Here is a 25,274-nt window from a genome sequence, read left to right as displayed (position 1 = left end):
GCGTGGGTGAGACTGGCACTGTGGCAGCGACAGACGAGACTTTGCAGGTGGCGGACGACGCCGCGCCGCCCGGCACCACGCCGCCCGAGCGGCCGCCGGGCTCGGCGCCGACTCCGCGCGCGGGGATGCCCCGCTGGCTGCCGCGCGCCATGGTGCTCGCTCTGGCCCTCTTCGCCTGCTTCCAGCTGGGCTACTGGGCGTTCCACCAGCTGATCGGGCTGCTGACCAACGTGTTGATCGCGTTCTTCCTGGCGCTCGCCGTGGAGCCGGCGGTCAGCAGGATGTCGGCGCGCGGTCTGCGCCGTGGCTTCGCCACGTTCCTGGTGTTCCTCGCGGTGACGGTAGTGAGCGCGGGCTTCGTCGTGCTTCTCGGGTCGATGCTCGCGGGCCAGATCGTGGACATGTTCGATGACTTCCCGAAGTACCTCGACCAGCTCATCAGCTGGGTCAACGACACGTTCCACACCGACCTCAATCGGGTCGAGGTGCAGGATAGTCTGCTGCACTCGGACTGGCTCCAGAAGTACGTCCAGAACAGCGCCACCGGCGTCCTGGACGTCTCCACACAGGTGCTCGGCGGGCTGTTCCAGCTCCTGACGGTGCTGCTGTTCTCGTTCTACTTCGCCGCTGACGGCCCGCGTCTGCGGCGTGCGCTGTGCTCGGTCCTGCCGCCCGCCAAGCAGGCCGAGGTGCTGCGTGCCTGGGAGATCGCCGTCGACAAGACCGGCGGGTACCTGTACTCGCGCGGTCTCATGGCGCTGATCTCCGGGATCGCGCACTACATCCTGTTCGCGGCGCTCTCCGTCCCGTACGCGCCCGTGCTCGGCGTGTGGGTGGGGCTCGTCTCGCAGTTCATCCCGACCATCGGCACGTATCTGGCGGGCGCTCTGCCGATGCTGATCGCCTTCACCGTGAACCCCTGGTACGCGATGTGGGTGCTCGTCTTCGTGGTCGTGTACCAGCAGTTCGAGAACTACGTGCTGCAGCCGAAGCTGACCGCGAAGACCGTGGACATCCACCCGGCGGTCGCCTTCGGTTCGGTCATCGCGGGCACCGCGCTCCTGGGGGCCGTCGGCGCCCTGATCTCGATTCCCGCCGTCGCGACGCTGCAGGCGTTCCTGGGGGCGTACGTGAAGCGCTACGACGTCACCGACGACCCGCGCGTGCACGGACACCGCAGACGCGGGGCGTCTCTCTGGGTGCGGATGCGACGCCTCGTGAAGGAGCCGGATTCCGGGGCCGGTAGCCCGCCTCAGTAGGTGACGTCAGCCCGCCTCAGTAGGCGACGGCCGCCCAGAGCGCGAACGTGAGGACCGCGGCCACGTAGCAGCCGACCGCCCCGTACATGACGCCCAGCTTCCGGCGCTCGCTCCAGGTCGTGCGCGACATCAGCCAGGCCAGGGCGGGGAGCACCAGCACGGCGTGCAGGCTGACTCCGTGCAGCGGCTTGAGTGCGGCCGTCGAGTGGTAGGCCGCTTCCTGGTGCCCTGTCCGCGCCAGGACGACACCGCGCGCGATCATCGCCGCACCCGACGCGAGGGCCACCAGAAGGACGGCGAATCCGGTACGCACGGCGAGGGGCATCCCCGTGGGACCGCCCGGCGGGTTCCTGAAGGACACGACAGCGAACGACGTCAGGAGCGCCACCAGGATGCCGCCGCCCACCGCGAGTGACATGGAGACGGCGGTGTCGAAGGCGGTCTCCATGTCGAGGTGCGACGGCACCTTGCGCCACGCCTGAAGGGTGATTCCGGCGACCTCCAGGACGCAGTCCGCGGCGAACACCACGAGCAGGGCGCCCCGCAGCCGGGGGCCGACCTTGAGGTACGAGGTCACCCATGTGATGGCCATGAGTGTCAGGCCGAAGGAGAGCCCGAAGGTGACGGGCTTGCGCCAGGAGACCGGACCGTTCCAGGGGCCGCCGTCGATCCAGAAGACGACAAGATGCGCAAGGCCGGACGCGACCAGGGCGACGCCGACCGCGTAGCAAAGGCGCTCGGCGGGGCGGTGGGTCGCGGCTCGGTTCGCGTAGGTGGCCATGGTGACAAGGCTCGTCGGATGGCCGCCCGGGGGCGTCGTCCGGCCGAAGACACTCGCCGTACGACGCGGGGAGTACGCGTGTGTCAGCGGGCGGCCGCCTCGACGAGCCGGCGCAGCGAGGCGTGCCCGGGCGGTCCCCAGGAGGGCTTGCCGCCGCGGCGGCCTTGGTCACCGGCGTGACCGATGAGGATGCAGACGAGGGCCTTCATCACCGCCCAGCCGCGGGCACGGCGCAGCGTGGCGGCGTCGGGAGACGGCCGGTAGGCGCGGTGGAAGCGCTCGGCGGCGCCGTCCGGCAGCAGCAGCCACGCGGCGGCGAGGTCGTAGGCCGGATCGCCTGCGCAGAGGTCGCCGAAGTCGACCACACCGCAGAATGTGCCGTCCGCGGTCAGGACGTTGGCCGGATGCAGGTCGGCGTGGATCCACGTGGGCGGGCCCGCCCACGTGGGCGCGGAGGCGGCGTCCTCCCAGACGGCGCGGACCGCGTCCGGGTCGGGGATCAGCCCGAACCCGGTGGCCTCGGCGAGCTGCTGGGCGAAGCCCTCGGCGTGCTCGGACAGCGGGCCCCCGCGATCGCGACCGGCCGGCGCTCCCTCGGGGGCCGGGCGGTGCAGAGCGGTCAGGAAGGCTGCCAGGGTGTCGGCCGACTCGGCGGAGGTGGCGGGCGCGCGGTCGGCCGGTGAGCCCGGCACCCAGGTGGTGACGATCCAGGGACGGGGAAACCGCTCGGAGGGCTCGCCGAGGCGCTGGGGCACGGGGACCGGCAGGGGGAGACGCGGGGCGAGGGAGGGGAGCCAGTCGTGCTCCTTGCGCAGCAGCACGTCCGCGGACTCGGTGGCCCAGGGCAGCCGGACGGCGAGGTCGTCGCCGAGCCGCCACAGCTGGTTGTCCCACCCGCGGGCGCCGAGTCTCACAGGGCGCTCGGCCAGGTCCGGGTGCTGTTCGCGGAGCAGCTCCTGGACCAGCTCTGCGGTCATCTCGATCGAGGTGTGCGTCATGCGGCGTGACGGTAGCGGAGGCGCGCCGACCCGCGTGGTGCGCTTGACACCAAAATCGAACATCCATTCTTATGGAGTGTCCAGAGCTACTTTTCCCAGTGTTTCCAAGGGTTTCGGGGAAGGTGGCCAGGCGAAGGGCCTCGAGTTATCCACAGGCGAGACAGGCGTCGAGGCCGATTGTCAGTGGCAGGCGTTAGCGTCTTTGGCGTGAAGCGATCGACTCAAGCAAATCGGGTGGAACCCATGGCAGGAACCGACCGCGAGAAGGCGCTCGACGCCGCGCTCGCACAGATTGAACGGCAATTCGGCAAGGGCGCGGTCATGCGCATGGGCGACCGCACCCATGAGCCCATCGAGGTCATCTCGACCGGCTCGACGGCGCTCGACGTGGCCCTCGGCGTCGGCGGCATCCCGCGCGGCCGTGTGGTGGAGGTCTACGGCCCGGAGTCCTCCGGTAAGACGACCCTGACCCTGCACGCTGTTGCCAACGCGCAGAAGGCCGGCGGCCAGGTGGCCTTCGTGGACGCCGAGCACGCCCTGGACCCCGAGTACGCGAAGAAGCTCGGCGTCGACGTCGACAACCTGATCCTGTCCCAGCCGGACAACGGCGAGCAGGCCCTCGAGATCGTCGACATGCTGGTCCGCTCCGGCGCCCTCGACCTGATCGTCATCGACTCCGTCGCCGCGCTCGTCCCGCGCGCGGAGATCGAGGGCGAGATGGGCGACTCGCACGTGGGTCTGCAGGCCCGACTGATGAGCCAGGCGCTCCGGAAGATCACCAGCGCGCTCAACCAGTCCAAGACCACCGCGATCTTCATCAACCAGCTGCGCGAGAAGATCGGCGTCATGTTCGGCTCGCCCGAGACCACGACCGGTGGTCGCGCGCTGAAGTTCTACGCCTCGGTGCGTATCGACATCCGGCGTATCGAGACCCTGAAGGACGGCACGGACGCGGTCGGCAACCGCACCCGCTGCAAGGTCGTGAAGAACAAGGTCGCGCCGCCCTTCAAGCAGGCCGAGTTCGACATCCTCTACGGGCAGGGCATCTCCCGTGAGGGCGGCCTGATCGACATGGGAGTGGAGCACGGCTTCGTGCGCAAGGCCGGCGCCTGGTACACGTACGAGGGCGACCAGCTCGGCCAGGGCAAGGAGAACGCGCGCAACTTCCTGAAGGACAACCCCGACCTGGCCAACGAGATCGAGAAGAAGATCAAGGAAAAGCTGGGCGTCGGCGTTCAGCCCGCGGAGCCGAGCAGCGAGCCGGCCACGGACGCGGCGGCGGAGGCCGCTCCCGCCGAGGAAGCGGCCAAGACGGTGCCCGCGCCCAAGGCGACCAAGTCCAAGGCCGCGGCGGCCAAGAGCTAGTCCGCCGTGACACGACGAACCGACTGGGCCGATGACGACGTGCGCTTCGCTGTCCCCGAGGGCCGGGGGCGCGGGGACAGCGGGGCGTACGACGACATGGCGTTCGACGAGGCCGGGGACGACGTCGAGGCGGGGAGCGGCGCGGCGGACGGGCCGCGCCGTGGTGGACGATCGCGGGGCGGGACCGGACCGCGTGGGCGTCGGCGCCGGGGTGGATTCGGGGATCCGTCCGGCGCCGCACAGGACGACGGCCCCCCTGGCTCGTCGAGGGCCGAGCGGGGGGCGCCGTCAGGAGACCCGGCTGAGCGGGCGCGGAACATCTGTCTGCGTCTGCTCACCGGGACTCCGCGCACGCGCAAGCAGTTGGCCGACGCGCTGCGCAAGCGCGAGATCCCGGACGACGTGGCGGAGGAGGTCCTGACCCGCTTCGAAGAGGTGGGGCTCATCAACGACACCGCCTTCGCGGACGCCTGGGTGGAGTCGCGGCATCACGGCCGGGGGCTCGCCCGCCGCGCGCTCGCCCGTGAACTGCGCACCAAGGGCGTGGACTCGACGGTGATCGACGAGGCGGTCGGGCAGCTCGACTCCGACCAGGAGGAGGAGACCGCGCGCGAACTCGTCGCGCGCAAGCTCCGTTCCACGCGGGGCCTCGACCGCGACAAGCGGCTGCGCCGCCTCGCGGGGATGCTCGCCCGCAAGGGCTACCCGGAGGGCATGGCGCTGCGCGTGGTGCGGCAGGCGTTGGAGGAAGAGGGGGAGGAAACCGAGGACTTGGGGTTCGGAGAGTAACGGCTCCGCTGGTGCCGGGGTGCCGGGGTGCCGGGGTGCCGGGGTGCCGGGGTGCCGGGGTGCCGGGGTGCCGGGGTGCGGCGGGGGCGCTCCTCCTGCCCCCGCCGCACCGGCCTTTCACGCCCCCGTGACCGGCAACCCTGCCGCCCGCCACGCCTGGAAGCCGCCCACCAGGTCCGTCGCGCGGTACAGGCCCAGTTGGTGCAGGGAGGCGGCGGCGAGGCTCGACGCGTAGCCCTCGTTGCAGACGACCACGATGCGCAGGTCGTGGCCGGTGGCCTCCGGGGCGCGGTGGCTGCCGCGGGGGTCGAGGCGCCACTCCAGTTCATTGCGCTCGACCACGAGCGCGCCGGGGATCAGCCCGTCGCGCTCCCGCAGCGCCGCGTACCGGATGTCGACGAGCAGCGCCTCGCCGTGGGACGCCGCGTCGAACGCGTCCTGTGCCTCGACGCGGTCGAGCCCGGACCGCACCCGTTCCAGAAGCTCGTCGATGCCCACCGGGTTGTCGCTCACTGCCAGTCCTCCGGGCGCTCCACCGACTCCAGGCGCAGCACCGGTCCTGTGCGGCTGTAGCGCCGGATCCGGGGGAGCGGTGGGTAGTAGGCGTGGACCGAGACGGCGTGCTCGGTGAGGGACTCGTTCAGTACCTCGTGCACATGGTGGCGGCCGAAGGCGCGCCCCTCGCCGGCCGTCAACTGTCGTTCCCTGTCGACGTCTTCGGACAGCTCCAGGGTCCTCCAGCCGTCGGTGGGGAGACGGGCGGCGAGCGAGTTCTCCTTGAGCGAGCCCCGCGCCGTCAGGAAGGCGCCGACGGACTCGGCGTGGTCGTGCCAGCCGGTGCCGGTGCCCGGCGGCCAGCCGATGAGCCAGGCCTCGCTGCCGTCGGGGCCCTCGAGCCGCAGCCAGCTGCGGCCCTCCGGATCGAGCGGCAGGGAGGCGATCAGTTCGCGGTCCTCAGCGACGCTGCGGACGAATGCGAGGAGGTCGGCCTGCGTGGGCGCGGCCGACGGCGTACGGGAAGAAGTGGTTCGCGCGGCAGCGGAATCAGACGCGGACGCGGAAGAAGCAGAAGGAGACACCAGTACCGTCCTGGGAGTTCGCGAGAAGCGCGCGCCGCACCGGGCTCCGTGGTCACGGAGCGGTGCACGGCGTACGCGCGGGGAAAGAATGCGAATTCAGCAGGAGGGGTGACACACGCAGCCCGCATAGCGGACGAGGTCCATATGGACCCTCCGCCACAGGCGTACATCGGTGTCGACCGTCACGCTCCGGAGTACACCATGGGGGCACGGGACGGTCAACTCACCGAAAGGATCACCGAGTGGCTCAGCGGCCGGCGCCGCTCTTCACCGGACCGTTCTCCTCCGCGGGCCTGCCGAGGGCCGTGCGCGCGGCCTCGTACAGCTCCGCGGGTCGTACGCCGCTCAGTGCCGTGACCAGATGCCCGTCGGGCCGGATCAGCAGCACGGTGTGCGCCGCGGCCTGCGGGTACGTCTCCGCGACGAGCAGCTCGGCGTCGTGGGGGAGCGCCGAGACGGCCGCCGCGAGCCGGGGCATCAGCCCCGCCGACATCCAGTGCTTGCGCTCCCACACCCCGGTGCCGGGGGCGACGAGCACGACGAGCAGTGGTCCGCGGCCGATCCGGTCCCTCAGGCGTACGAACGAGCCGTCGGGTGCGGTCACTTCGACATCGGCGACCGGTGCGCCGGGCGCCGTGCCCACCTCCACCTGCGACTCGGAGCGCGCGGGCGCGAGCGGGGAATCGGCGTACACCCCCGGCGCGCCCAGCGGTCCGTGCCCCAGGTGACCGTCCGTGAGCAGAGCGTCGTGCCCGCGCGCGGCTCCGGGGACGTACGCTCGTAGCCCGCCACCGCCACGCAGTATCGGCAGCGCCTGGTCCGCGGCGCGCAGCCGCCCGGCGACCACGGCCCGGCGCTCGGCCTGGTAGCTGTCGAGCAGCGCGTCGGGCTCGGAGCGCGATGCGTCGTGCCAGGCGATGGCCAGCTTCCAGGCGAGGTTGTCGGCGTCGCGCAGCCCCTCGTCCAGGCCCTGCGTGCCGAGCGCGCCCAGCAGGTGCGCGGAGTCCCCGGCGAGGAAGACCCGGCCCACGCGCCAGCGGCGCGCGAGCCGGTGGTGCACCGTGTGGACTCCGGTGTCGAGCAGCTCGTACGGCGGGGTGGAGCCTCCGCACCAGCCCGCGAGGGTCTCCCGGATGCGAGTCACCAGGGCGTCCGGGGTGACCAGGTCGCTGCGGGGCGGCAGCAGCCAGTCCAGGCGCCAGACGCCGTCGGCGAGGGGACGACCGACGACCTCCGAACCCGAACGACCCGAGGTCCGCCACGGAGGGCTCCGATGGAGCAACGCCTGACCGGGCCACGGAAGTTCCGCACGCAGCGCGGCGACCGCGTGTCGTTCGACGGCGGTGCGCCCGGGGAAGCGGATGTCGAGGAGCTTGCGGACCGTGGAGCGCGGCCCGTCGCAGCCGACGAGGTAACTGCCGCGCCACCAGGTGCCCTTGGAGCCGCGGGTATGGGCGGTCAGGCCCGTCTTCTCCTCCTCGATCGAGTCGAGGCGGCTGTCGACGGCGACCTTGATGAGCCGCTCGGCGGCGACGGCCCTGCGCAGGGCGCCGGTGAGATCGTGCTGGGCGATGTGCAGCGGGGCGGGCAGCGGTTCGCCGGGCCCGCCGGACGTCGTCGGCCCGCCGGGCGTCACCGTCCGCCCGGGTGACCCCGGTCCACCGGACGTTTCCGACTCACCCGTCGCACCGTGCTCACCGAAGGTGAGCACACCCATCACCTGCTTGCGGCGCATGGAGCGCCAGCCCGTCCAACGGGCGCCGATCCCCTCGAACGACGTACCCGCGAGCCGCTCGGCCAGGGCCGCGGTGTCCTCGCGCAGCACCACCGTGCGGGCGGGCCGCGGTTCGTCCTTGCCGGGGCCCTCGTCCAGGATCACGGAGGGCACGCCGTGCCGCGCGAGGGCCAGGGACAGCGCGAGCCCGACAGGACCCGCGCCGACGACGATCACCGGGTCCACGGCGTGGCCCCTCCCGCACCGCGAAGCCCGTCGGGGAGTGTCCCGTGCCAGGGCACGGGCGACGTACTGGACCAACAAGGACGGGCAGTTGGAGCGGGGTGCGCGTTCACAGAGCGTATGCAACCCATTGCCGGTGCTTGCGTCAAGTGACGGCGGCAGTGGCGATCAAGCCACTGCCGCCGTCGTGCTCGGGCCCCGCGCCGGGGGTGGGGTCAACCCCTGGGAGCGTCGGGTCCTTCGGATCGGTCATCGGTCCCCGGCTGCTCGGCGGGGCGCTCGAGGGTGGCCGAACCGTGGCCGGCGCCGCCCGGCAGGTCCGCGGCGTCCATCAGCCCGCCCTCGGCGACGGGTTCGGCGGCCGCGGCCACCTTGATGCCCGTCTTGGCGCGACGGCCGCGCCGCTCGATCCAGTTGGCGAGCCCGGACAGGGCGAGACACATCAGGACGTAGATCGTGCCGGTCACGATGAGTACCGGAACGTACGGGTACTCGCCGCCGACCAGCGTGTTGTTGGCCAGCTTGCGGGCCGCGTACAGGAGCTCCGCGTAGGTGATGATGTAGCCGAGCGAGGTGTCCTTGAGGGTGACCACAAGTTGGCTGATGATCGTCGGCAGCATCGACCGGATCGCCTGCGGCAGCAGCAGCGTGGTCATCACCTGGTACTTGCGCAGGCCCAGAGCGTACGCCGCCTCGACCTGTCCGCGCGGCACCGCCTGGAAGCCGGCGCGCAGCACCTCCGCCTGAACCGAGCTGTTGTAGATGGTCAGACCGATCACCAGTGCCCAGAAGGCGCTGTTCTGGCCGACGGCGCCCAGGTCGCTCTTGTAGGTGAGGAAAAGAACCCACAGGGCGTAAATGGTGATCAGCAGGGGGATGGCGCGGAAGAGCTCGATGAAGCCGGTGGCGAGCCAGCGGATCGGCCGGTGCTCCGAGGAGCGGGCCACGGCCAGCACCACGCCGAGCAGCAGCGAGAGCGCGCCGGCGGCGGCGAAGACCTTCAGGGTGGTCAGGATGCCGTCGCGGATCGCCGTACGGACGTTCGCGTAGTTGAAGATGTTCCACTTCTCGGCGGCGAACTGGTCCTTGGACGCGAGCTGCGCGATCACGAACACGATCAGGCCGAGGACCGCGAGCGTGCCGACGACGGTGTAGATCCGGTTGCGCGTCCGGGCCTTGGGGCCGGGAGCGTCGTAGAGAACGCTGGCACTCATCGGGCGACCTCCATGGTGCTCTCGAGCCACCGGAACAGGAGGCTGATGGCGAAGGTGATGACCAGGTAGCCGAGCGCCACCCACAGGAAGATCCAGGCGATCGGGTAGCCCTGGTCGCTCAGCAGCTTCTGCCAGCCGAACAGTTCGGTGACGCTGAAGGCGCCCGCGATGGCCGAGTTCTTGGTCAGCGCGATGAAGATGGAGCTCAGCGGGGGCAGCACGGTGCGTACCGCCTGCGGAAGGATGATCAGGCCGAGCGTCTGGAAGAACGACATGCCGATCGAGCGCGCCGCCTCGGCCTGGCCGAGCGGCACCGTGCTGATGCCGGAGCGGACCGCTTCACAGACGAACGACGAGGTGTAGCAGCTCAGCACGATGAGGGCCTTGACCCACGGGCTGAAGCCGAAGTCGATGACCTGGGGCACCGCGAACCAGATGACGAGGAACAGCAGTGTCAGCGGGGTGTTGCGGAACAATGTGACCCAGGCGGTGCCGAAGTACCGCAGGGGCGGTACGGGAGAGACGCGGAAGCCGGCGAGGAGCGTGCCGAGCAGCATCGCGAGCAGGCCACTGGCCAGGGTCAGGCCTATGGTGCCGAGGAATCCCTCGCGGAATTCCGAAAGGTGGTCGAGCAGTACATTCACGGGGAGTTCCTCGTGGGGCGGCAGCGGTCGGGCAGGGCGAGCCGCGCCCTGTACACCCACGCGGCGTACAGGGACGCGGTCAACTCACTGCCTGCGTGAGACAGGCGGCTGAACGCTCAGGAGTGCTGAACGCCCAGGGACACTCAGCGGCGCTGAACGCTCAGTAGCGCTCCAGGGCCGGCGGCTCCTCGTACGCGGAGCCCGAGAGGCCGAGCGTCGCGTCGTAGGCCTTCTTGTAGTCGCCGTTCTTCTCGTGCGCCTCGATGGCGTCGGCGACCGCGTCACGCAGGGCCTTGTCGTCCTTGGCCATGCCGACGCCGTAGGGCTCCTCGGTGAAGGGCTTGCCGACGACCTTGAGCTTCTTCGGGTTCTGCGCGGCGTAGCCCTTCAGGATCGCGTCGTCGGTGGTGACGGCGTCGACCTCGTTGTTGAGCAGCTGCTGCACGCACTCCGAGTACTTCGCCAACTCGACGGTCTCGGCGCCGTACTTGGGCTTCTTGATCTCCTGCAGCGGGGTCGAGCCCTTGATGGAGCAGACCTTCTTGCCCTTGAGGGAGGTCGGGCCGGTGATGCCCTTCTCGTCGCTGCGGACCAGGAGGTCGGCGCCGGCCATCATGTACGGGCCCGCGAAGCCGACCTGCTTCTTGCGCTCGTCGTTGATGGTGTAGGTGCCCACGTAGAGGTCGACATCGCCCTTGGAGATGGTGGTCTCGCGGACGCCGGAGTCGATCGTCTTGAACGTGATCTGGTTCGCCTTGAAGCCGAGGTCGGCGGCGACCATCTTGGCGATCTCGATGTCGAAGCCGGAGCGCTTGCCGCTGGAGTCCTGGAAGCCGAGGAACGGCTGGTCGTCCTTGGAACCAATGACGATCTTGCCGGCCTTCTGGGCCTTCTTCAGGGTCGCGGAGTCGACCTTCACATCGGTCTTCACCGCGTACGTGGGCAGCTTCGGCTGGTTCTTGCCACCCGAGGCCCCGGCGGGCTTGTCACCGGCATTGCCGGACTCGCCGCCACAGGCGGTTGCGGTGAGGGCGAGCGCGGCGACGGCGGCAGCCGCTGCGGCGGACTTGCGGAGCTTCATGGTGAACTTCCTTCGTGTCGGCAGATTCGGCAGTAGGGAAAAGGCAACACGCGCGCGTGGGACGCACATTGCGCTCCCGCGCGGGGCGCGCGTCTAGTGGTGCAGGATCTTCGACAGGAAGTCCTTGGCCCGGTCGCTGCGCGGATTGCTGAAGAACTGTTCGGGTGCGGCCTCTTCGACGATCCGGCCGTCCGACATGAAGACGACCCGGTTGGCCGCCGAGCGGGCGAAGCCCATCTCGTGCGTGACCACCACCATCGTCATGCCGTCCCGAGCGAGCTGCTGCATCACTTCCAGGACCTCGTTGATCATCTCCGGGTCGAGCGCCGACGTCGGCTCGTCGAAGAGCATCACCTTCGGGTCCATCGCCAACGCCCGTGCGATGGCCACACGCTGCTGCTGGCCGCCGGAGAGCTGCGCGGGGTACTTCTCGGCCTGCGCGGCGACACCGACCCGGTCGAGGAGCGCTCGCGCCTTCTCCTCGGCCGCCTTCTTGTCCGCCTTGCGGACCTTCACCTGCCCCAGCGTCACGTTCTCCAGCACCGTCTTGTGCGCGAAGAGATTGAAGGACTGGAAGACCATTCCCACATCCGCGCGCAGGCGGGCCAGCTCCTTGCCCTCTTGGGGCAGCGGCTTGCCGTCGATCGTGATGTCGCCGGAATCCACGGTCTCCAGGCGGTTGATCGTGCGGCACAACGTCGACTTGCCGGAACCCGACGGGCCGATGACGACGACGACCTCGCCTCGCGCGATGGTCAGGTCGATGTCCTGGAGTACGTGCAACGCGCCGAAGTGCTTGTTGACTCGACTCAGCGCGACCAGTGCGTCGCCCGCAGGGGGAGTGGCGTCCTTGGTCACCGAAACTTCGGTCATCGGGGTCTTGCTCCGTCCTCCTCGGTTGGGAGGACAGTAGTAACCCCGTACGACCAGCGTCATTACATCTGAGGGGAAATTGAGGATAACGATCCGGCCGCAACCGGACACTACGTGTGAAGGGGGCGCGGGCCCCGGATACCGGCTCCGTAACGGAACACGGCCGTAACCGGAAGGCTCTTGACGCCGTCCTTACTTTTCGGAGTGGATGCCTTCGTGAAGTGCGCGGGAGAGGTGAGGGGGCGAAATGAGACTGCTTCTGGTCGAGGACGACGACCACGTGGCCGGTGCCCTTTCGGCTGTCCTGTCCCGGCACGGCTTCGAGGTGCGGCACGCACGCAGCGGCGAGGAGGCCCTGCAGGCGCTGGTGCCCGAAGCCGACGCCTTCGGTGTCGTGCTGCTCGACCTGGGCCTGCCCGACCTGGACGGCTACGAGGTGTGCGGCAGGATCCGCAAGCGCACCACGACCCCCGTGATCATGGTGACCGCGCGCGCGGACGTGCGCTCGCGCATCCACGGGCTCAACCTCGGCGCGGACGACTACGTGGTGAAGCCGTACGACATCGGGGAGCTGCTCGCCCGCATCCACGCGGTGAGCCGCCGTACGGTGCAGGAGGAGCCTGCCGCCGCCGTCGACCACGGGGTGCAGTTCGGGGACGTGAGCATAGATCTGCCCACCCGTAGGGTCGCGGTCGCGGGCGACGCGGTGCAGCTCACCCGCAAGGAGTTCGACCTCCTCGCGCTCCTGGCACAGCGGCCGGGCGTCGTCTTCCGCCGGGAGCAGATCATCAGCGAGGTGTGGCAGACCAGCTGGGAGGGCACCGGGCGCACCCTGGAGGTGCACGTCGCCTCGCTGCGTTCCAAGCTGCGCATGCCCACGCTCATCGAGACCGTGCGGGGAGTCGGTTATCGGCTCGTCGCCCCGGCCGCGCAGTAGAAGCCGTAGAGTCCTGGTGTGCGCGCCCGCCTGCTTCCGCTGCTCATCGTCCTCATGGCGGGTGTCCTGCTCGCGCTCGGCTTCCCGCTGGCCGTGAGCGTGGCCTCCGCGGAGCAGCAGAAGGTGGTCGTCGACCGCATCGACGACACCGCCCGGTTCGCCTCCCTCGCGCAGTTCGTGACCACGCGCCCGGACAAGGCCGGCAAGGGCGAGCGGCTGGTCAGCGACGAGCGGCGGCAGACGCTGCGCACCGAACTCGCGCGCTACCACGACGTGTACGGCATCAAGGCGGGCGTCTTCTACCGGGACCGGGAGCCCATGGGGCGCGCGCCCGACGACTTCCGGGTGCCGTCCGCCGCCGGCAGCGACGTACGGGCGGCGTTCGACGAGGCGCTGTACTCGCGCGGCAGCCACGATCCGTCGCAGGTGTGGCCGTGGCAGCGGGGGCGGCTCGTGGTGGCCTCGCCCGTCATCCGGGACGGGGACGTCGTCGCCGTCGTGGTCACCGAGTCGCCGACCGGCGCGATGCGCAGCAAGACACTGCGCGGCTGGCTGGTCATCGGCGCCGGTGAGGTGGCCGCGATGCTGCTCGCCGTAGGGGCCGCGCTGCGGCTCACCGGCTGGGTGCTGCGGCCCGTACGGGTGCTGGACGCGACGACCCACGACATCGCCACCGGCCGCCTGAAGTCGCGGGTCGCGGCGGCCGGCGGTCCGCCGGAACTCCGGCGCCTGGCCAGGTCGTTCAACGAGATGGCGGACAACGTCGAGGACGTGCTGGAGCAGCAGCGCGCCTTCGTCGCCGACGCCTCGCACCAACTGCGCAACCCGCTCGCGGCCCTCCTGCTGCGCATCGACGTACTGGCGCTCGAACTACCGGACGGGAACGAGGAGATCGCGTCCGTGAAGGCCGAGGGCAAGCGCCTCGGCCGGGTCCTCGACGACCTGCTCGACCTGGCCCTGGCCGAGCACGCCGCCGCGGACCTCCAGCTGACCGACATCGGTGAGCTGGCCGCCGAGCGCGTGGAGGCCTGGCGTCCGCTCGCGGACGAGAAGGGCGTACGGCTCGTGGCCGACTGCCCCGCGGTGACGGGCTGGGCCGACCCGGTCGCACTGTCCAGCGCCCTGGACGCCGTGGTCGACAACGCCCTGAAGTTCACCCCCGAGGGCGAGCAGGTCACGGTCACCGCGCGGGCCACGGGGGATGCGACGGTGATCGAGGTCGCCGACGGCGGCCCCGGCCTGCGCGAGGAGGAACTCGCCCGGATCGGCGACCGGTTCTGGCGCAGCGGACAGCACCAGAACGTCAAGGGCTCGGGCCTCGGCCTGTCCATCTCGCGGGCCCTGCTGGCGGCGGGCGGCGGCTCCCTCGGGTACGCGCAGCGTGCACCGCACGGCCTGGAGGTGACGCTGCGTGTGCCCAGGACGGCACCGGTGCCCGCTCAGGGGGCCGCGGAGGAGGGACTCGATGCGAGCCGTGGGGGGAACGGTTCAGGCCGGGAGACGGCCGCTCAGGGCTTGACCGAGCGGTAGTAGCGGTTCGCGCCTTCGTGCAGGCTGAGCGGGTCCGTGTAGACGGCCGTTCTGAGGTCGACGAGCTGCGCCGCGTGCACCTGCGCCCCGATGTGGTCACGGCTGTCGATGACGGTACGGGTGACCGCCTCGGCCAGCTCCGGGTCCACCCGGTCGGTCGTCACCAGCAGGTTCGCCACTGCCAACGTGCTGACGGGCTCGCCCTGTTGGGCTGCCGGGTAGGCGTCGGCGGGCATCACGGCGGCGCGGTAGTAGCGCGAGTAGCCGCCCATGGCGTGCAACTTGTCGACCAGGGAGCCGAGTTCGACCAGCCGGATCGGGGCGTCCTCGGACAGCTCCCGTACGTGGTTGGTGGGCAGGCCGCCGGACCAGAAGAACGCGTCGATCTCGCCCGACTCCAGGGCGCGCGGCATGGCGTCTATGCCGATGCCCACCTCGGTGACGTCCTTCTCGACGTCGAGCCCCGCCGCCTTCAGGATCCGCTCGGCGATCAGCCGCACGCCCGAACTGCGCCCGCCCACGGCCACCTTCATGCCGCGCAGGTCCTCGACCTTCTCCACGGGGGAGGTCCGCTTGACGACGAGCTGCATGTAGTCGTCGTAGAGGCGGGCGCAGCCGCGCAGGCGCTCCGCGCCGGGCCGGCCCTCGGACTGGTACTTGGCGACCGCGTCCGCCGCGGCGATGGTGAAGTCGGCCTTGCCGGTGGCGACCCGCTCCACGTTCTCCCAGGAGCCCTCGCTGCTGGTCAGGGTGACGCCGAGGTCCGGCAGATCGCGGTCCATGGCCCGCCGCAGAAGATGGCCGTACTTCTCGTAGACGCCGGTCCGCGCGCCCGTACTGAAGGTCACCCGGCCCTGCGGCGACTGCTCGCCCAGGGGTAGCAGCCACCACAACAGCAGCCCGAACACCACGAGTCCGGCCACGGACCCCATGAGGGCGCTGCGGCGGGTGACGCGGAGGGGCGGCTGTGGCATGGCGCGATCCTGCCAGGTGGTGACGCTCGGTGGCCAGGTTCGGAACGTCCCCTTGTGGTCACGTTCGGTGACCTGTGGGCCACGGTCCAGTGGGGACGGGGCGGGCGCAGCAGAACCACTCCGGGAACCCCATACCCTTGTTCTCATGAGCAGCAGCGACCCGCGTCCGGCCGTGGACGTCAGTTCACCCGACACCACGAAGACGTACGAAGTTCGCACCTACGGGTGCCAGATGAACGTTCACGACTCCGAGCGTCTTTCGGGGCTCCTGGAGGGCGCTGGATACGTGCGCGCCCCCGAGGGCTCCGACGGTGACGCGGACGTCGTGGTCTTCAACACGTGCGCGGTGCGGGAGAACGCTGACAACAAGCTCTACGGCAACCTCGGGCACCTCGCCCCCAAGAAGGCGCGGCGTCCGGGCATGCAGATCGCCGTGGGCGGCTGCCTCGCCCAGAAGGACCGCGACACGATCGTGAAGAAGGCGCCCTGGGTGGACGTCGTCTTCGGCACGCACAACATCGGCAAGCTGCCCGTCCTGCTGGAGCGCGCCCGCATCCAGGAGGACGCACAGGTCGAGATCGCCGAGTCCCTGGAGGCTTTCCCCTCCACGCTGCCCACCCGCCGCGAGAGCGCGTACGCGGCCTGGGTCTCCATCTCGGTCGGCTGCAACAACACCTGCACCTTCTGCATCGTCCCGGCGCTGCGCGGCAAGGAGAAGGACCGCAGGACCGGCGACATCCTCGCGGAGATCGATGCCCTGGTCGGCGAGGGCGTCTCCGAGATCACGCTGCTCGGCCAGAACGTCAACGCCTACGGGAGCGACATCGGCGACCGTGAGGCCTTCAGCAAGCTGCTGCGCGCCTGCGGCGGCATCGAGGGCCTGGAGCGCGTCCGCTTCACGTCCCCGCACCCGCGCGACTTCACGGACGACGTGATCGCCGCCATGGCCGAGACCCCGAACGTGATGCCGCAGCTCCACATGCCGCTGCAGTCCGGCTCGGACACGGTTCTGAAGGCGATGCGCCGCTCGTACCGCCAGGAGCGGTTCCTCAACATCATCAAGAAGGTCCGCGAGGCCATGCCGCACGCGGCCATCACGACCGACATCATCGTGGGCTTCCCCGGCGAGACCGAGGAGGACTTCGAGCAGACGATGCACGTCGTGCGCGAGGCCCGCTTCGCGCAGGCCTTCACCTTCCAGTACTCCAAGCGCCCCGGAACCCCGGCCGCCACCATGGAGGGCCAGATCCCCAAGGAGGTCGTGCAGGCCCGCTACGAGCGCCTCGTCGCCCTCCAGGAGGAGATCTCCTGGGAGGAGAACAAAAAGCAGGTCGGCCGCACCCTGGAGATCATGGTCGCCGAGGGCGAGGGCCGGAAGAACGGCGTCACCCACCGCCTCTCCGGCCGCGCCCCCGACAACCGGCTCGTGCACTTCACCAAGCCCGAGGCCGAGGTACGCCCCGGCGATGTCGTGACCGTCGAGATCACGTACGCCGCCCCGCACCACCTGCTCGCCGAGGGCGACGTCCTGGACGTGCGCCGCACGCGCGCGGGTGACGCGTGGGAAAAGCGCAACCAGGAGGAGCAGGACAAGAAGCAGGGCGTGCTGCTCGGCCTCCCGCAGGTCGGCGTTCCCGAGCCGCTGCCCGTGGTGACCGGGGGCTGCGCCGTCGACTGACGGGGCAGCGGAGACACGACGGGTTCGCCGGTGCCCGCCCTGTTCCGGGGCGGAGGCCGATTTCCGGGGCGGAGGCCGACTTTCCTGGGGCGGAGGCCGACTTTCCGGTCCGCGGCGGGCGCGCAGTAGGCTGCCGATCATGCTTGTCGCCGCTGCCGCCTGCCCATGTCCGCCCCTGCTCGTGCCCGAGGTCGCCGCGGGTGCGGCCCCGGAACTCGACGTCGCGCGCGCGGCGTGCGACGAGGCGGTCGCGGCGCTGCTCGCGGCGGAGCCGGACCTGGTGTGGGTCATCGGTGAGGGCTCCCGCACGGGCGCCCACGAGACCGGCGCCCGCGGCTCCTTCCGCCCCTTCGGCGTCGACCTCGACGTGCACCTGGGCGCGCCGTCGGACGGTGCGCGGGCCACGCTCCCGGTGTCTCTCTCCGTAGGCGCGTGGCTGCTCGCGCGCGCGGGCTGGACCGGCGAGGTGCGCGGCTACGAGGTGGCGGGGGATGCCGCTGTCGACGGTGCGTCGCCTCTGGCGGAGGGCACGGCAGGAGCGGAGCGCGTGGCGTTCCTCGTCATGGGTGACGGCACGGCGTGCCGCACGCTGAAGGCCCCCGGCTACCTGGACGAGCGCGCCGAGGGCGTGGACGCCGCCATCGCCGCGGCCCTGCGCGACCTCGACGCCGACGGCACGCTCGCGCACCTCGATGCCGACCTCGCCCGCGAACTGAAGATCTCAGGACGCGCCCCGTGGCAGCTCCTCAGCGCCGCCTGGGAGAAGCAGGACGGAACGGGCCGCCTTCTGTACGAGGACGCGCCCTACGGAGTGGGTTACTTCGTGGCGTCCTGGACCTGATGCACCCCGTGAACGGCGACGGCCGCGGAGCCATCGGGCTCCGCGGCCGTCGCCGTCGGTGGGGTGTGCGCGGCGTCACGATGCCGCGGAAGGGGGCGAAGGCGGGTTGTCCCCGTCGTCGGTCCCCCTGGCGTTCTCGGCGCTCTTGCCGTCCGGATCGGACACTCGGCCGACGGCGTCCTTCGCCTTGTCCGTGCCCATCTGGATCTTGTCGCTGTACTTGCCCTTGGTCTTCTCGTCGACCAGCTTGCCGGCCTTCTCCAGGCCCTGGTCGATCTTGTCCCCGTGCTGCTGCGCGAGGTCGGACACCTTGCCCTTGGCGGGGGCGAGCTTGGCTTTCAACGAGTCCAGGATGCCCATGGCTGCACCTTCTTCCGTCGCACGGAGCTCTCGGGGAGCTACTTGCGGACGCCCTCACCGGCCTCGTTGTCGGCGGCCTGTTCCGCGGACTGCTGCTTCGGGATCTCGACGCCCTCCGGCGCGACGGCCTCGGCCGCCACGCCCTCGGTCGCGGCCTCCGTGGCCTCCTGCTCCGCGCTGGGGGCCGCGGCGGCCTCGGCGGGCTCCTCGGCGTCCGTCGACTCCGGAGCGGCCGTCAGGACGGCCGACCGGGGCTCGGCGATCGACGCCTCGTCCGCATCCTTGGCTTTCCGGCGAAACATGGCAAAAACGCCCATCTCAACTCCATACGTTACTCGTGTGGGCGAAATCCCGCCCTACCCGGTGCGTCCCATTGCGGCCACCGGGGCGCCGGCTCCTCGAAACCGGCGGCTGGAACCTCGCAACAGGAAACGAACCCGCACCCGTGGCGTCACGTAGCTCATTCGTGAGCAGGCGTCCGGGTTTGCGAGACTGGGGCGGTGAGTAGCGCAGCTCCCGCCCCGCGGGTCATCGCCGTCGTCGGGCCGACCGCGGCAGGAAAGTCAGATCTCGGCGTCTTCCTCGCCAAGGAACTCGGCGGCGAGGTGGTCAACGCCGACTCCATGCAGTTGTACCGGGGGATGGACATCGGTACCGCCAAGCTGACGCCCGAGGAGCGCGCCGGGGTGCCGCACCACCTCCTCGACATCTGGGACGTCACCGAGGCCGCCAGCGTCGCCGAGTACCAGCGGCTCGCCCGTGCGGAGATCGACCGACTGCTCGCGGCCGGCCGCTGGCCCGTCCTCGTCGGCGGATCGGGCCTCTACGTACGGGGTGCCGTCGACAAGATGGAGTTCCCCGGCACCGACCCCGAGGTCCGCGCCCGCCTGGAGGACGAACTCCGGCTGCGCGGCTCCGGCGCCCTGCACGCCCGCCTCGCCGCCGCCGACCCGGAGGCCGCCGCGGCGATCCTGCCGAGCAACGGCCGACGCATCGTCCGCGCCCTCGAAGTCATCGAGATCACCGGTAAACCGTTCACCGCCAACCTGCCGGGACACGACTCGGTCTACGACACCGTCCAGATCGGCGTCGACGTGGCGCGCCCCGAACTCGACGAACGCATCACCACGCGCGTGGACCGTATGTGGGACGCAGGTCTCGTCGAAGAGGTACGCGCGCTGGAGGGGCAGGGGTTGCGCGAAGGGCGTACCGCGTCCCGTGCACTCGGCTACCAGCAGGTGCTCGCGGCGCTCGCCGGCGAAAGCACCATGGACGAGGCGCGCGCGGAGACCGTCCGCGCCACCAAGCGCTTCGCGCGCCGCCAGGACTCGTGGTTCCGGCGCGACCCGCGGGTGCATTGGCTCAGTGGGGCCGTGGCCGAACGCGGAGAACTTCCGGCTCGCGCAATGTCGTTGGTCGAACGACCGGTTACAGCCTGATCACGTGATGGCATCGGGACGCTCCGCCCGTCATCCCGGCCTCTGTGGGCGTGCCATCATCGACCATCGATCGACCAGTGGAGTCCGGAGTGGGAGGGCGCGTGGCGATGGAGGCCGGCCCTCGTGACACCGCACCAGGCGGAGAACAGCTCAGCACCGACGGCCCGGAGGCGACAGCCGACGGGGTGATCGACGACGGCCCGACCGCGGACGAGCTCGCCGCACAGGACGAGGGCCAAGAGGTCGAGGTCGAGCTGCGCCCGCAGCGCAGGCTCCGGATCTGGCAGCTGGCACCCATCGTGATGCTGGCCGCGATCGGCTCCCTGATGTTCGCGTTCCCGCTGTTCTTCGAGTTCGGCGACGGCGGCGCGGTCGTCGCGATGCTCGGCCTCCTGATCAGCTCCTGCGCGGCCGGCTGGGGCATGATGGCGGCCCGCCGGGTGGGCTACACGCTGCCGGGGCTGCCGCCGCGGGGCTCGGGCCGGTGGCCGGACTGGCGGGTCGTGGGCGCGTACGTGGTCGTGGTCGTGGGCGTCGCGGTGCTCGCCGTGTGGCGCGTCGCACGGCTGCGCTGACCGCCCCACGCACCCCTGAAGGACCTCCGCCGACCAGGTTGTCGGACCGATCTCGTACGATCGAGAAATGACCACCTTCCTCAAGGGTCACGGGACCGAGAACGACTTCGTGATCATCCCGGATCCGGAGAACGCCATCGCGCTCTCGCCGACCGTCGTCGCCGCGCTGTGCGACCGCAGGGCCGGCATCGGGGCCGACGGTGTGCTGCACGTCGTGCGCACCGCCGCCCACCCCGAGGCGCGGCACATGGCCGAAGAGGCCGAGTGGTTCATGGACTACCGCAATGGCGACGGCTCGGTGGCCGAGATGTGCGGCAACGGGGTGCGGGTCTTCGCCCGCTACCTCCAGCACGCGGGGCACGTCGGCGAGGGCGACCTCGCCGTGGCCACCCGAGGCGGCGTCAAGACCGTCCACATCGACAAGGAAGGCCTGATCACGGTCGGCATGGGCAGGGCGGCGCTCCCCGAGGGCGACGTCACGGTCAGCGTCGACGAGCGGTCCTGGCCGGCGACGAACGTGAACATGGGGAACCCGCACGCGGTCGCCTTCGTGGCCGACCTCGCACACGCGGGCGCCCTGTACGAGCCGCCCCCGTTCGCGCCGGCGAACGCGTACCCGGAGGGTGTGAACGTCGAGTTCGTCGTCGACCGAGGACCGCGGCACGTCGCCATGCGCGTGCACGAGCGGGGCTCCGGCGAGACCCGCTCCTGCGGCACGGGCGCCTGCGCGGTGGCCGTCGCGGCCGCCCGCAGGGACGGCCTGGACCCGGCCGTGACCGGGGCTCCTGTCACATACGAGATCGATCTGCCCGGAGGCAGGCTGACGATCACCGAGCGTCCGGACGGCGAGATCGAGATGACCGGTCCCGCCGTGATCGTCGCGGAGGGTCGGCTCGACACCGACTGGTTCGCGGCAATCGAAACCGTAAACCAGTGAACCTTCGCTCGAATGGGTGATCCGTTTCACGCTCGGCGAGAGCGGGACTGCGCCACGTGATGGGCTCGGTAGCATCAAGCACCGGTCCGGACGGGTGCCGCCGCCAGCCCGCCGCCGGTCGACAAAGCCGGAGGTGCTCATGAGTGCGGAGGCGACCAACCCCGCGGACCGGGGGCCGATCACGCCCGGGGCCCAGCGTCGACGCGGCCGCCCCCGGATCGACCTGCGCCGTCTCGGCCGGGCCGCGCTGCTCGGCCCCGCCGCCCGCGGCCGCCTCCCCGACGCGATCGGACACGTGGCTGAGGCCCACCGCGCCCACCACCCCGACGCCGTCCTGGAGCCGCTGCACCGCGCGTACGTGCTGGCCGAGTCCTCGCACCGCGGCCAGATGCGCAAGAGCGGCGAGCCGTACATCACACACCCGCTCGCGGTGACGCTGATCCTGGCCGAGCTCGGCGCGGAGACCACGACGCTGACCGCCTCGATCCTCCACGACACCGTCGAGGACACCGCGGTCACGCTCGACCAGGTGCGCGAGGAGTTCGGCGAGGAGGTCGCCTATCTCGTCGACGGCGTGACCAAGCTGGAGAAGGTCGACTACGGGGCGGCTGCCGAACCCGAGACCTTCCGCAAAATGCTGGTCGCGACCGGCAACGACGTGCGCGTCATGTCGATCAAACTCGCCGACCGCCTGCACAACATGCGCACCCTCGGCGTGATGCGCCAGGAGAAGCAGGAACGGATCGCCAAGGTCACCCGCGACGTCCTCATCCCGCTCGCCGAGCGCCTCGGCGTGCAGGCACTGAAGACCGAGCTCGAAGACCTCGTGTTCGCGATTCTGCGTCCCGAGGAGTACGCGCAGACCCGCGAGCTCATGACGTCCTACGCCCAGCGCACCGAGGACTCCCTCGCCGGGTTCGCGACCGAGCTGCGGGCAGTGCTGCGGGAAGCGGGCCTGAGCGCCGAGGTGCTCATCCGGCCGCGGCACTTCGTGTCGGTCCACCGGGTGCGGCGCAAGCGCGGCGAGCTGCGCGGGGCCGACTTCGGACGCCTGCTCGTGCTCGTGAACGAGGACGCGGACTGTTACGGCGTCCTCGGTGAACTGCACACCTGTTTCACGCCGGTGGTCTCGGAGTTCAAGGACTTCATCGCCGTACCGAAGTTCAACCTGTACCAGTCGCTGCACACCGCGGTGGCCCGCGCGGACGGCGAGGTCGCCGAAGTCCTCATCCGGACGCACCAGATGCACAAGGTCGCGGAGGCGGGCGTCGTGGCGCTCGGCAATCCGTACGCGCCCTCCGCCGAGGAACATCTGGACACCCTGGGCGAGCGCTCCGACCCCACACGTCCCGGCTGGCTAAGCCGGCTGCTGGACTGGCAGCAGTCCGCCCCTGACACCGACACCTTCTGGTCGACGCTGCGCGAAGACCTCGCCCAGGACCGCGAGATCACCGTCTTCCGGCCCGACGGCGGCACCATCGGCCTTCCCGCGGGCGCCAGTTGCGTCGACGCCGCGTACGCGCAGTACGGCGAGGACGCCCACGCCGTCATCGGCGCGCGGGTCAACGGCCGCCTGGCGACGCTCAGTACCGTCCTCGGCGACGGTGACACGGTCCAGCTGCTCATGGCCGGGGTCGAGGGCTCCGCCGCGTCCGAGCCCTCGGTCGCCTGGCTCGACCACGCCCGTACACCCGCCGCCCGCATCGCCATCCGCCGCTGGCTGGCCGCCCACCCGGAGGGGCCCACCGCCCCGCCATCGGCGCCCCGCGCCCCGTACAGCGGCCCCTCGGCGCGGCCCGCCGCGGCGAACGCCGTGGTCGACCAGCCGGGCGCCACGGTGCGCCTCGCGGGCTGCTGCACGCCCGTGCCGCCCGACGAGATCACCGCGTTCGCCGTACGCGGCGGCGTCGTCACCGTGCACCGTGTCGCCTGCTCCGGAGCGGCGCGCATGAAGGACGCGGGGCGCGCGGAGGTCGGCGTGCGCTGGGCGGACGCGGAGGCCGGCGAGTACCGCGTGACGCTGATCGCCGAGTCGTTCAGCCGTCCCCACCTGCTCGCCGATCTGACCGAGGCCATAGCGCTCGAGGGCGTCGCGATCATCTCGGCGACCGTCGACCCGCCCGACCAGGGCCGCGTCCGGCACACGTACACGCTTCAACTCCCGGACGCCGCGCACCTCCAGGGCCTCATGCGGGCGATGCGCAACGTGCCGGGCGTGTACGACGTGGGCCGCACGCGACATGCCGCGGCGGGCGCCCTCTAGGACCCGCCCTGCCGCCACCCGGACTCCTCGTTCGGGTGGTGCGGCGCGTGCCGCGCCGTGTACGCAGGCGTGCGCTGATAGCGGTAGTTCATGCTGCTCAGCTCCCGAACGCCCCGTGTCGCCGCGCTGCTCGCCGCCGGCGCCTCGCTCGCCCTTGTCGCCGCGGCCGCGCCGCAACCGGCCGAACCGCTCGGCATCGGCGACCGGCTCTTCCCGCAGCTGGGCAACCCCGGCTACGACGTCACCGACTACGACATCTCCTTCACGTTCCACGGTGACAACAGCAAGCCCCTCGACGCCGTCACCAAGATCAATGCGCAGGCGACCTCCTCGCTCGACCGGATCAACCTCGACTTCTCGCACGGCAAGGTCCGTTCGGTGCTGGTCAACGGGGCGCGGGCGCAGTACGACAGCAAGGGCGAGGACCTGATCGTCACGCCCGCCACGCCCGTCGTGCCCGGTCAACCACTCCAGATCACCGTGCGGCACACCAGCGACCCCAAGCCCGGCAAGAAGGAAGTCGGTTGGGTGCGCACCGAGGACGGGCTCGCGATGGCCAACCAGGCCGACGCCGCGCACCGCGTGTTCCCCTCGAACGACCACCCCTCCGACAAGGCCTACTTCACCTTCCGGATCACCGCCCCCAAGGAGTACACGGCGGTCGCGGGCGGCCTCCCCGTCGCAAAGAAGCGACAAGGGGGAGCCACGCAGTGGGTCTACCGCACCGCCCACCCCATGGCCACGGAGCTGGCCCAGGTGTCCATCGGCCGCTCCGCCGTGCTGCACCGCCAGGGTCCGCACGGGCTTCCCGTGCGTGATGTCGTGCCGGCCAAGGACGCCAAGGCGCTGAAGCCGTGGCTCGACAAGACGCCTGGCCAGATCTCCTGGATGGAGCGGAAGGTCGGCTCCTACCCCTTCGAGAACTACGGGCTGCTGATCGCCCACGCGTCCACCGGCTTCGAACTCGAGACGCAAACACTCTCTCTCTTCGAGAGAGAGCTGTTCGTGCGCTCCGCGTACCCGAAGTGGTACATCGAGTCGATCATGGTCCATGAGCTGGCACACCAGTGGTTCGGCGACAGCGTCAGCCCCCGCAGCTGGTCCGACCTGTGGCTCAACGAGGGCCATGCCACCTGGTACGAGGCCCTGTACGCCCAGGAGAAGGCGGACCGGCCCATGGCGAAGCGGATGCGCGCCGCCTACCGCGTGTCCGACGCCTGGCGCGCCGAGGGCGGACCGCCCGCCGCGCCCAAGGCACCCACGGGCGGGAAGATCAGCATCTTCCGGCCGGTCGTCTACGACGGCAGCGCCCTGGTCCTCTACGCCCTGCGCCAGGAGATCGGCGCGGACGCCTTCCAGCACCTGGAGCGCGCCTGGGTGGGCACGCACCGTGACTCCACCGCCACGACCAAGGACTTCGTGCAGCTCGCCTCGCAGGTCGCCGGGCGGGACCTGAGCGGCTTCTTCGACGCCTGGCTGTACGGCAAGAAGACGCCGCCCATGCCGGGGCACCCGGACTGGAAGTCCGACCCGGTGTCGAAGGGCTGACACCGGGCAACAATCCAGATGACGAGACGGCCCGTACCGTGCGAATATCGTCGATGTCGACGGCGCGGGCCACCGGATCGGTCCTCGCGGGAATCCCCGGAGCAGGCCGCGCGTTGTCAGAGATGACGGGTGTGACACCCGTCGCACATCCC

General features: G+C 70.8%; 25 protein-coding genes. 12 read left to right on the top strand and 13 right to left on the bottom strand.

The genetic code is table 11. The annotated features are described in order from the left end of the window. Positions 1-20 precede the first annotated feature (20 nt). Entirely contained in the window at positions 21-1,259 is a 1,239-nt protein-coding gene (locus ACY34M_RS12780; RefSeq protein ID WP_462718545.1) for an AI-2E family transporter, read from the top strand. Positions 1,260-1,275: 16 nt separating this feature from the next. Here the strand turns inward: ACY34M_RS12780 and ACY34M_RS12775 are convergent, their stop codons facing one another. Both ACY34M_RS12775 and ACY34M_RS12770 read right to left on the bottom strand, forming a co-directional pair. After that, the gene (locus ACY34M_RS12775; protein ID WP_462718544.1) at positions 1,276-2,040 is read right to left on the bottom strand and encodes a hypothetical protein; all 765 of its coding nucleotides are present in this window, start codon (positions 2,038-2,040) and stop codon (positions 1,276-1,278) included. Between the two features lie 83 nt (positions 2,041-2,123). Continuing rightward, positions 2,124-3,038 carry an aminoglycoside phosphotransferase family protein gene (locus ACY34M_RS12770; protein WP_462718543.1) on the bottom strand — a complete coding sequence of 305 codons (915 nt, stop codon included), beginning with the start codon at positions 3,036-3,038 and terminating at the stop codon, positions 2,124-2,126. A gap of 243 nt (positions 3,039-3,281) precedes the next feature. Here ACY34M_RS12770 and recA point away from each other — a divergent pair, with 243 nt between their 5' ends. Then, on the top strand, positions 3,282-4,403 hold the full coding sequence (gene recA / locus ACY34M_RS12765) for a recombinase RecA (RefSeq protein ID WP_462718542.1): 1,122 nt from the start codon (positions 3,282-3,284) through the stop codon (positions 4,401-4,403). 6 nt (positions 4,404-4,409) lie between these two features. Continuing rightward, entirely contained in the window at positions 4,410-5,192 is a 783-nt protein-coding gene (gene recX / locus ACY34M_RS12760) for a recombination regulator RecX (RefSeq protein WP_462718541.1), read from the top strand. Positions 5,193-5,309: 117 nt separating this feature from the next. Here recX and ACY34M_RS12755 read toward each other — a convergent pair whose 3' ends face one another. The 8 genes from ACY34M_RS12755 to ACY34M_RS12720 form a co-directional block, all read right to left on the bottom strand. Next, on the bottom strand, positions 5,310-5,711 hold the full coding sequence (locus ACY34M_RS12755) for a rhodanese-like domain-containing protein (RefSeq protein WP_462718582.1): 402 nt from the start codon (positions 5,709-5,711) through the stop codon (positions 5,310-5,312). After that, positions 5,702-6,274 (bottom strand): cupin domain-containing protein, encoded by a 573-nt coding sequence (locus ACY34M_RS12750; RefSeq protein WP_462718581.1) that lies wholly within the window; start codon positions 6,272-6,274, stop codon positions 5,702-5,704. The genes ACY34M_RS12755 and ACY34M_RS12750 overlap by 10 nt, the downstream gene beginning before the upstream one ends. Positions 6,275-6,367: 93 nt before the next feature. Next, on the bottom strand, positions 6,368-6,457 hold the full coding sequence (locus ACY34M_RS12745; protein ID WP_385769274.1) for a putative leader peptide: 90 nt from the start codon (positions 6,455-6,457) through the stop codon (positions 6,368-6,370). A 61-nt stretch (positions 6,458-6,518) separates the two neighbouring features. Beyond that, positions 6,519-8,231 (bottom strand): FAD-dependent monooxygenase, encoded by a 1,713-nt coding sequence (locus ACY34M_RS12740; protein ID WP_462718540.1) that lies wholly within the window; start codon positions 8,229-8,231, stop codon positions 6,519-6,521. Positions 8,232-8,443: 212 nt separating this feature from the next. Beyond that, entirely contained in the window at positions 8,444-9,442 is a 999-nt protein-coding gene (locus tag ACY34M_RS12735; RefSeq protein WP_462718539.1) for an amino acid ABC transporter permease, read from the bottom strand. Further along, complete coding sequence (locus ACY34M_RS12730) at positions 9,439-10,086, bottom strand: amino acid ABC transporter permease (RefSeq protein ID WP_462718538.1); 648 nt, start codon at positions 10,084-10,086, stop codon at positions 9,439-9,441. Before ACY34M_RS12730 ends, ACY34M_RS12735 begins: the two co-directional genes overlap by 4 nt. Before the next feature lie 160 nt (positions 10,087-10,246). Then, a complete protein-coding gene (locus ACY34M_RS12725) occupies positions 10,247-11,167 on the bottom strand; it encodes a glutamate ABC transporter substrate-binding protein (RefSeq protein WP_462718537.1) in 921 nt (306 codons plus the stop codon). A gap of 93 nt (positions 11,168-11,260) precedes the next feature. Continuing rightward, complete coding sequence (locus tag ACY34M_RS12720; protein ID WP_462718536.1) at positions 11,261-12,040, bottom strand: amino acid ABC transporter ATP-binding protein; 780 nt, start codon at positions 12,038-12,040, stop codon at positions 11,261-11,263. Between the two features lie 247 nt (positions 12,041-12,287). Here ACY34M_RS12720 and ACY34M_RS12715 point away from each other — a divergent pair, with 247 nt between their 5' ends. Next, the gene (locus tag ACY34M_RS12715; protein WP_462718535.1) at positions 12,288-12,977 is read left to right on the top strand and encodes a response regulator transcription factor; all 690 of its coding nucleotides are present in this window, start codon (positions 12,288-12,290) and stop codon (positions 12,975-12,977) included. A gap of 18 nt (positions 12,978-12,995) precedes the next feature. After that, the gene (locus tag ACY34M_RS12710) at positions 12,996-14,507 is read left to right on the top strand and encodes a sensor histidine kinase (protein WP_462718534.1); all 1,512 of its coding nucleotides are present in this window, start codon (positions 12,996-12,998) and stop codon (positions 14,505-14,507) included. On the opposite strand, the gene ACY34M_RS12705 is transcribed toward ACY34M_RS12710, so the two are convergent. Then, entirely contained in the window at positions 14,486-15,481 is a 996-nt protein-coding gene (locus tag ACY34M_RS12705) for a TAXI family TRAP transporter solute-binding subunit (protein ID WP_462718533.1), read from the bottom strand. The two genes, ACY34M_RS12710 and ACY34M_RS12705, sit on opposite strands and share 22 nt — an antisense overlap. A gap of 145 nt (positions 15,482-15,626) precedes the next feature. On the opposite strand from ACY34M_RS12705, the gene miaB reads away from it, so the two are divergent. Together miaB and ACY34M_RS12695 are read left to right on the top strand one after the other, a co-directional pair. Continuing rightward, a complete protein-coding gene (gene miaB / locus ACY34M_RS12700) occupies positions 15,627-17,159 on the top strand; it encodes a tRNA (N6-isopentenyl adenosine(37)-C2)-methylthiotransferase MiaB (protein ID WP_462718532.1) in 1,533 nt (510 codons plus the stop codon). A 139-nt stretch (positions 17,160-17,298) separates the two neighbouring features. Further along, the gene (locus ACY34M_RS12695) at positions 17,299-18,000 is read left to right on the top strand and encodes a class III extradiol dioxygenase subunit B-like domain-containing protein (RefSeq protein ID WP_462718531.1); all 702 of its coding nucleotides are present in this window, start codon (positions 17,299-17,301) and stop codon (positions 17,998-18,000) included. 75 nt (positions 18,001-18,075) lie between these two features. Here ACY34M_RS12695 and ACY34M_RS12690 read toward each other — a convergent pair whose 3' ends face one another. Continuing rightward, positions 18,076-18,360, bottom strand: a complete 285-nt coding sequence (locus ACY34M_RS12690; RefSeq protein ID WP_462718530.1) for an antitoxin — start codon at positions 18,358-18,360, stop codon at positions 18,076-18,078. A gap of 38 nt (positions 18,361-18,398) precedes the next feature. Next, positions 18,399-18,662, bottom strand: coding sequence for a hypothetical protein (locus tag ACY34M_RS12685; protein ID WP_462718529.1), 264 nt, complete (start codon positions 18,660-18,662; stop codon positions 18,399-18,401). A gap of 198 nt (positions 18,663-18,860) precedes the next feature. On the opposite strand from ACY34M_RS12685, the gene miaA reads away from it, so the two are divergent. The 5 genes from miaA to ACY34M_RS12660 all read left to right on the top strand — a co-directional run bounded on the left by miaA (position 18,861) and on the right by ACY34M_RS12660 (position 25,122). After that, on the top strand, positions 18,861-19,799 hold the full coding sequence (gene miaA / locus ACY34M_RS12680; protein ID WP_462718528.1) for a tRNA (adenosine(37)-N6)-dimethylallyltransferase MiaA: 939 nt from the start codon (positions 18,861-18,863) through the stop codon (positions 19,797-19,799). 107 nt (positions 19,800-19,906) lie between these two features. Continuing rightward, positions 19,907-20,374, top strand: a complete 468-nt coding sequence (locus ACY34M_RS12675; protein WP_462718580.1) for a hypothetical protein — start codon at positions 19,907-19,909, stop codon at positions 20,372-20,374. A 67-nt stretch (positions 20,375-20,441) separates the two neighbouring features. Continuing rightward, complete coding sequence (dapF, locus tag ACY34M_RS12670) at positions 20,442-21,311, top strand: diaminopimelate epimerase (protein WP_462718527.1); 870 nt, start codon at positions 20,442-20,444, stop codon at positions 21,309-21,311. 139 nt (positions 21,312-21,450) lie between these two features. Next, positions 21,451-23,574, top strand: a complete 2,124-nt coding sequence (locus ACY34M_RS12665; RefSeq protein WP_462718526.1) for a RelA/SpoT family protein — start codon at positions 21,451-21,453, stop codon at positions 23,572-23,574. Positions 23,575-23,664: 90 nt separating this feature from the next. After that, positions 23,665-25,122: a M1 family metallopeptidase gene (locus ACY34M_RS12660; RefSeq protein ID WP_462718525.1), complete on the top strand. Its 1,458-nt coding sequence runs from the start codon at positions 23,665-23,667 to the stop codon at positions 25,120-25,122. The last annotated feature ends 152 nt before the right edge of the window (positions 25,123-25,274 follow it).

The organism is Streptomyces sp. EDA2-14, assembly GCF_054963755.1.
Note: the sequence above shows the minus strand (reverse complement) of the source record. Positions and strands in the feature narration are given on the sequence as shown.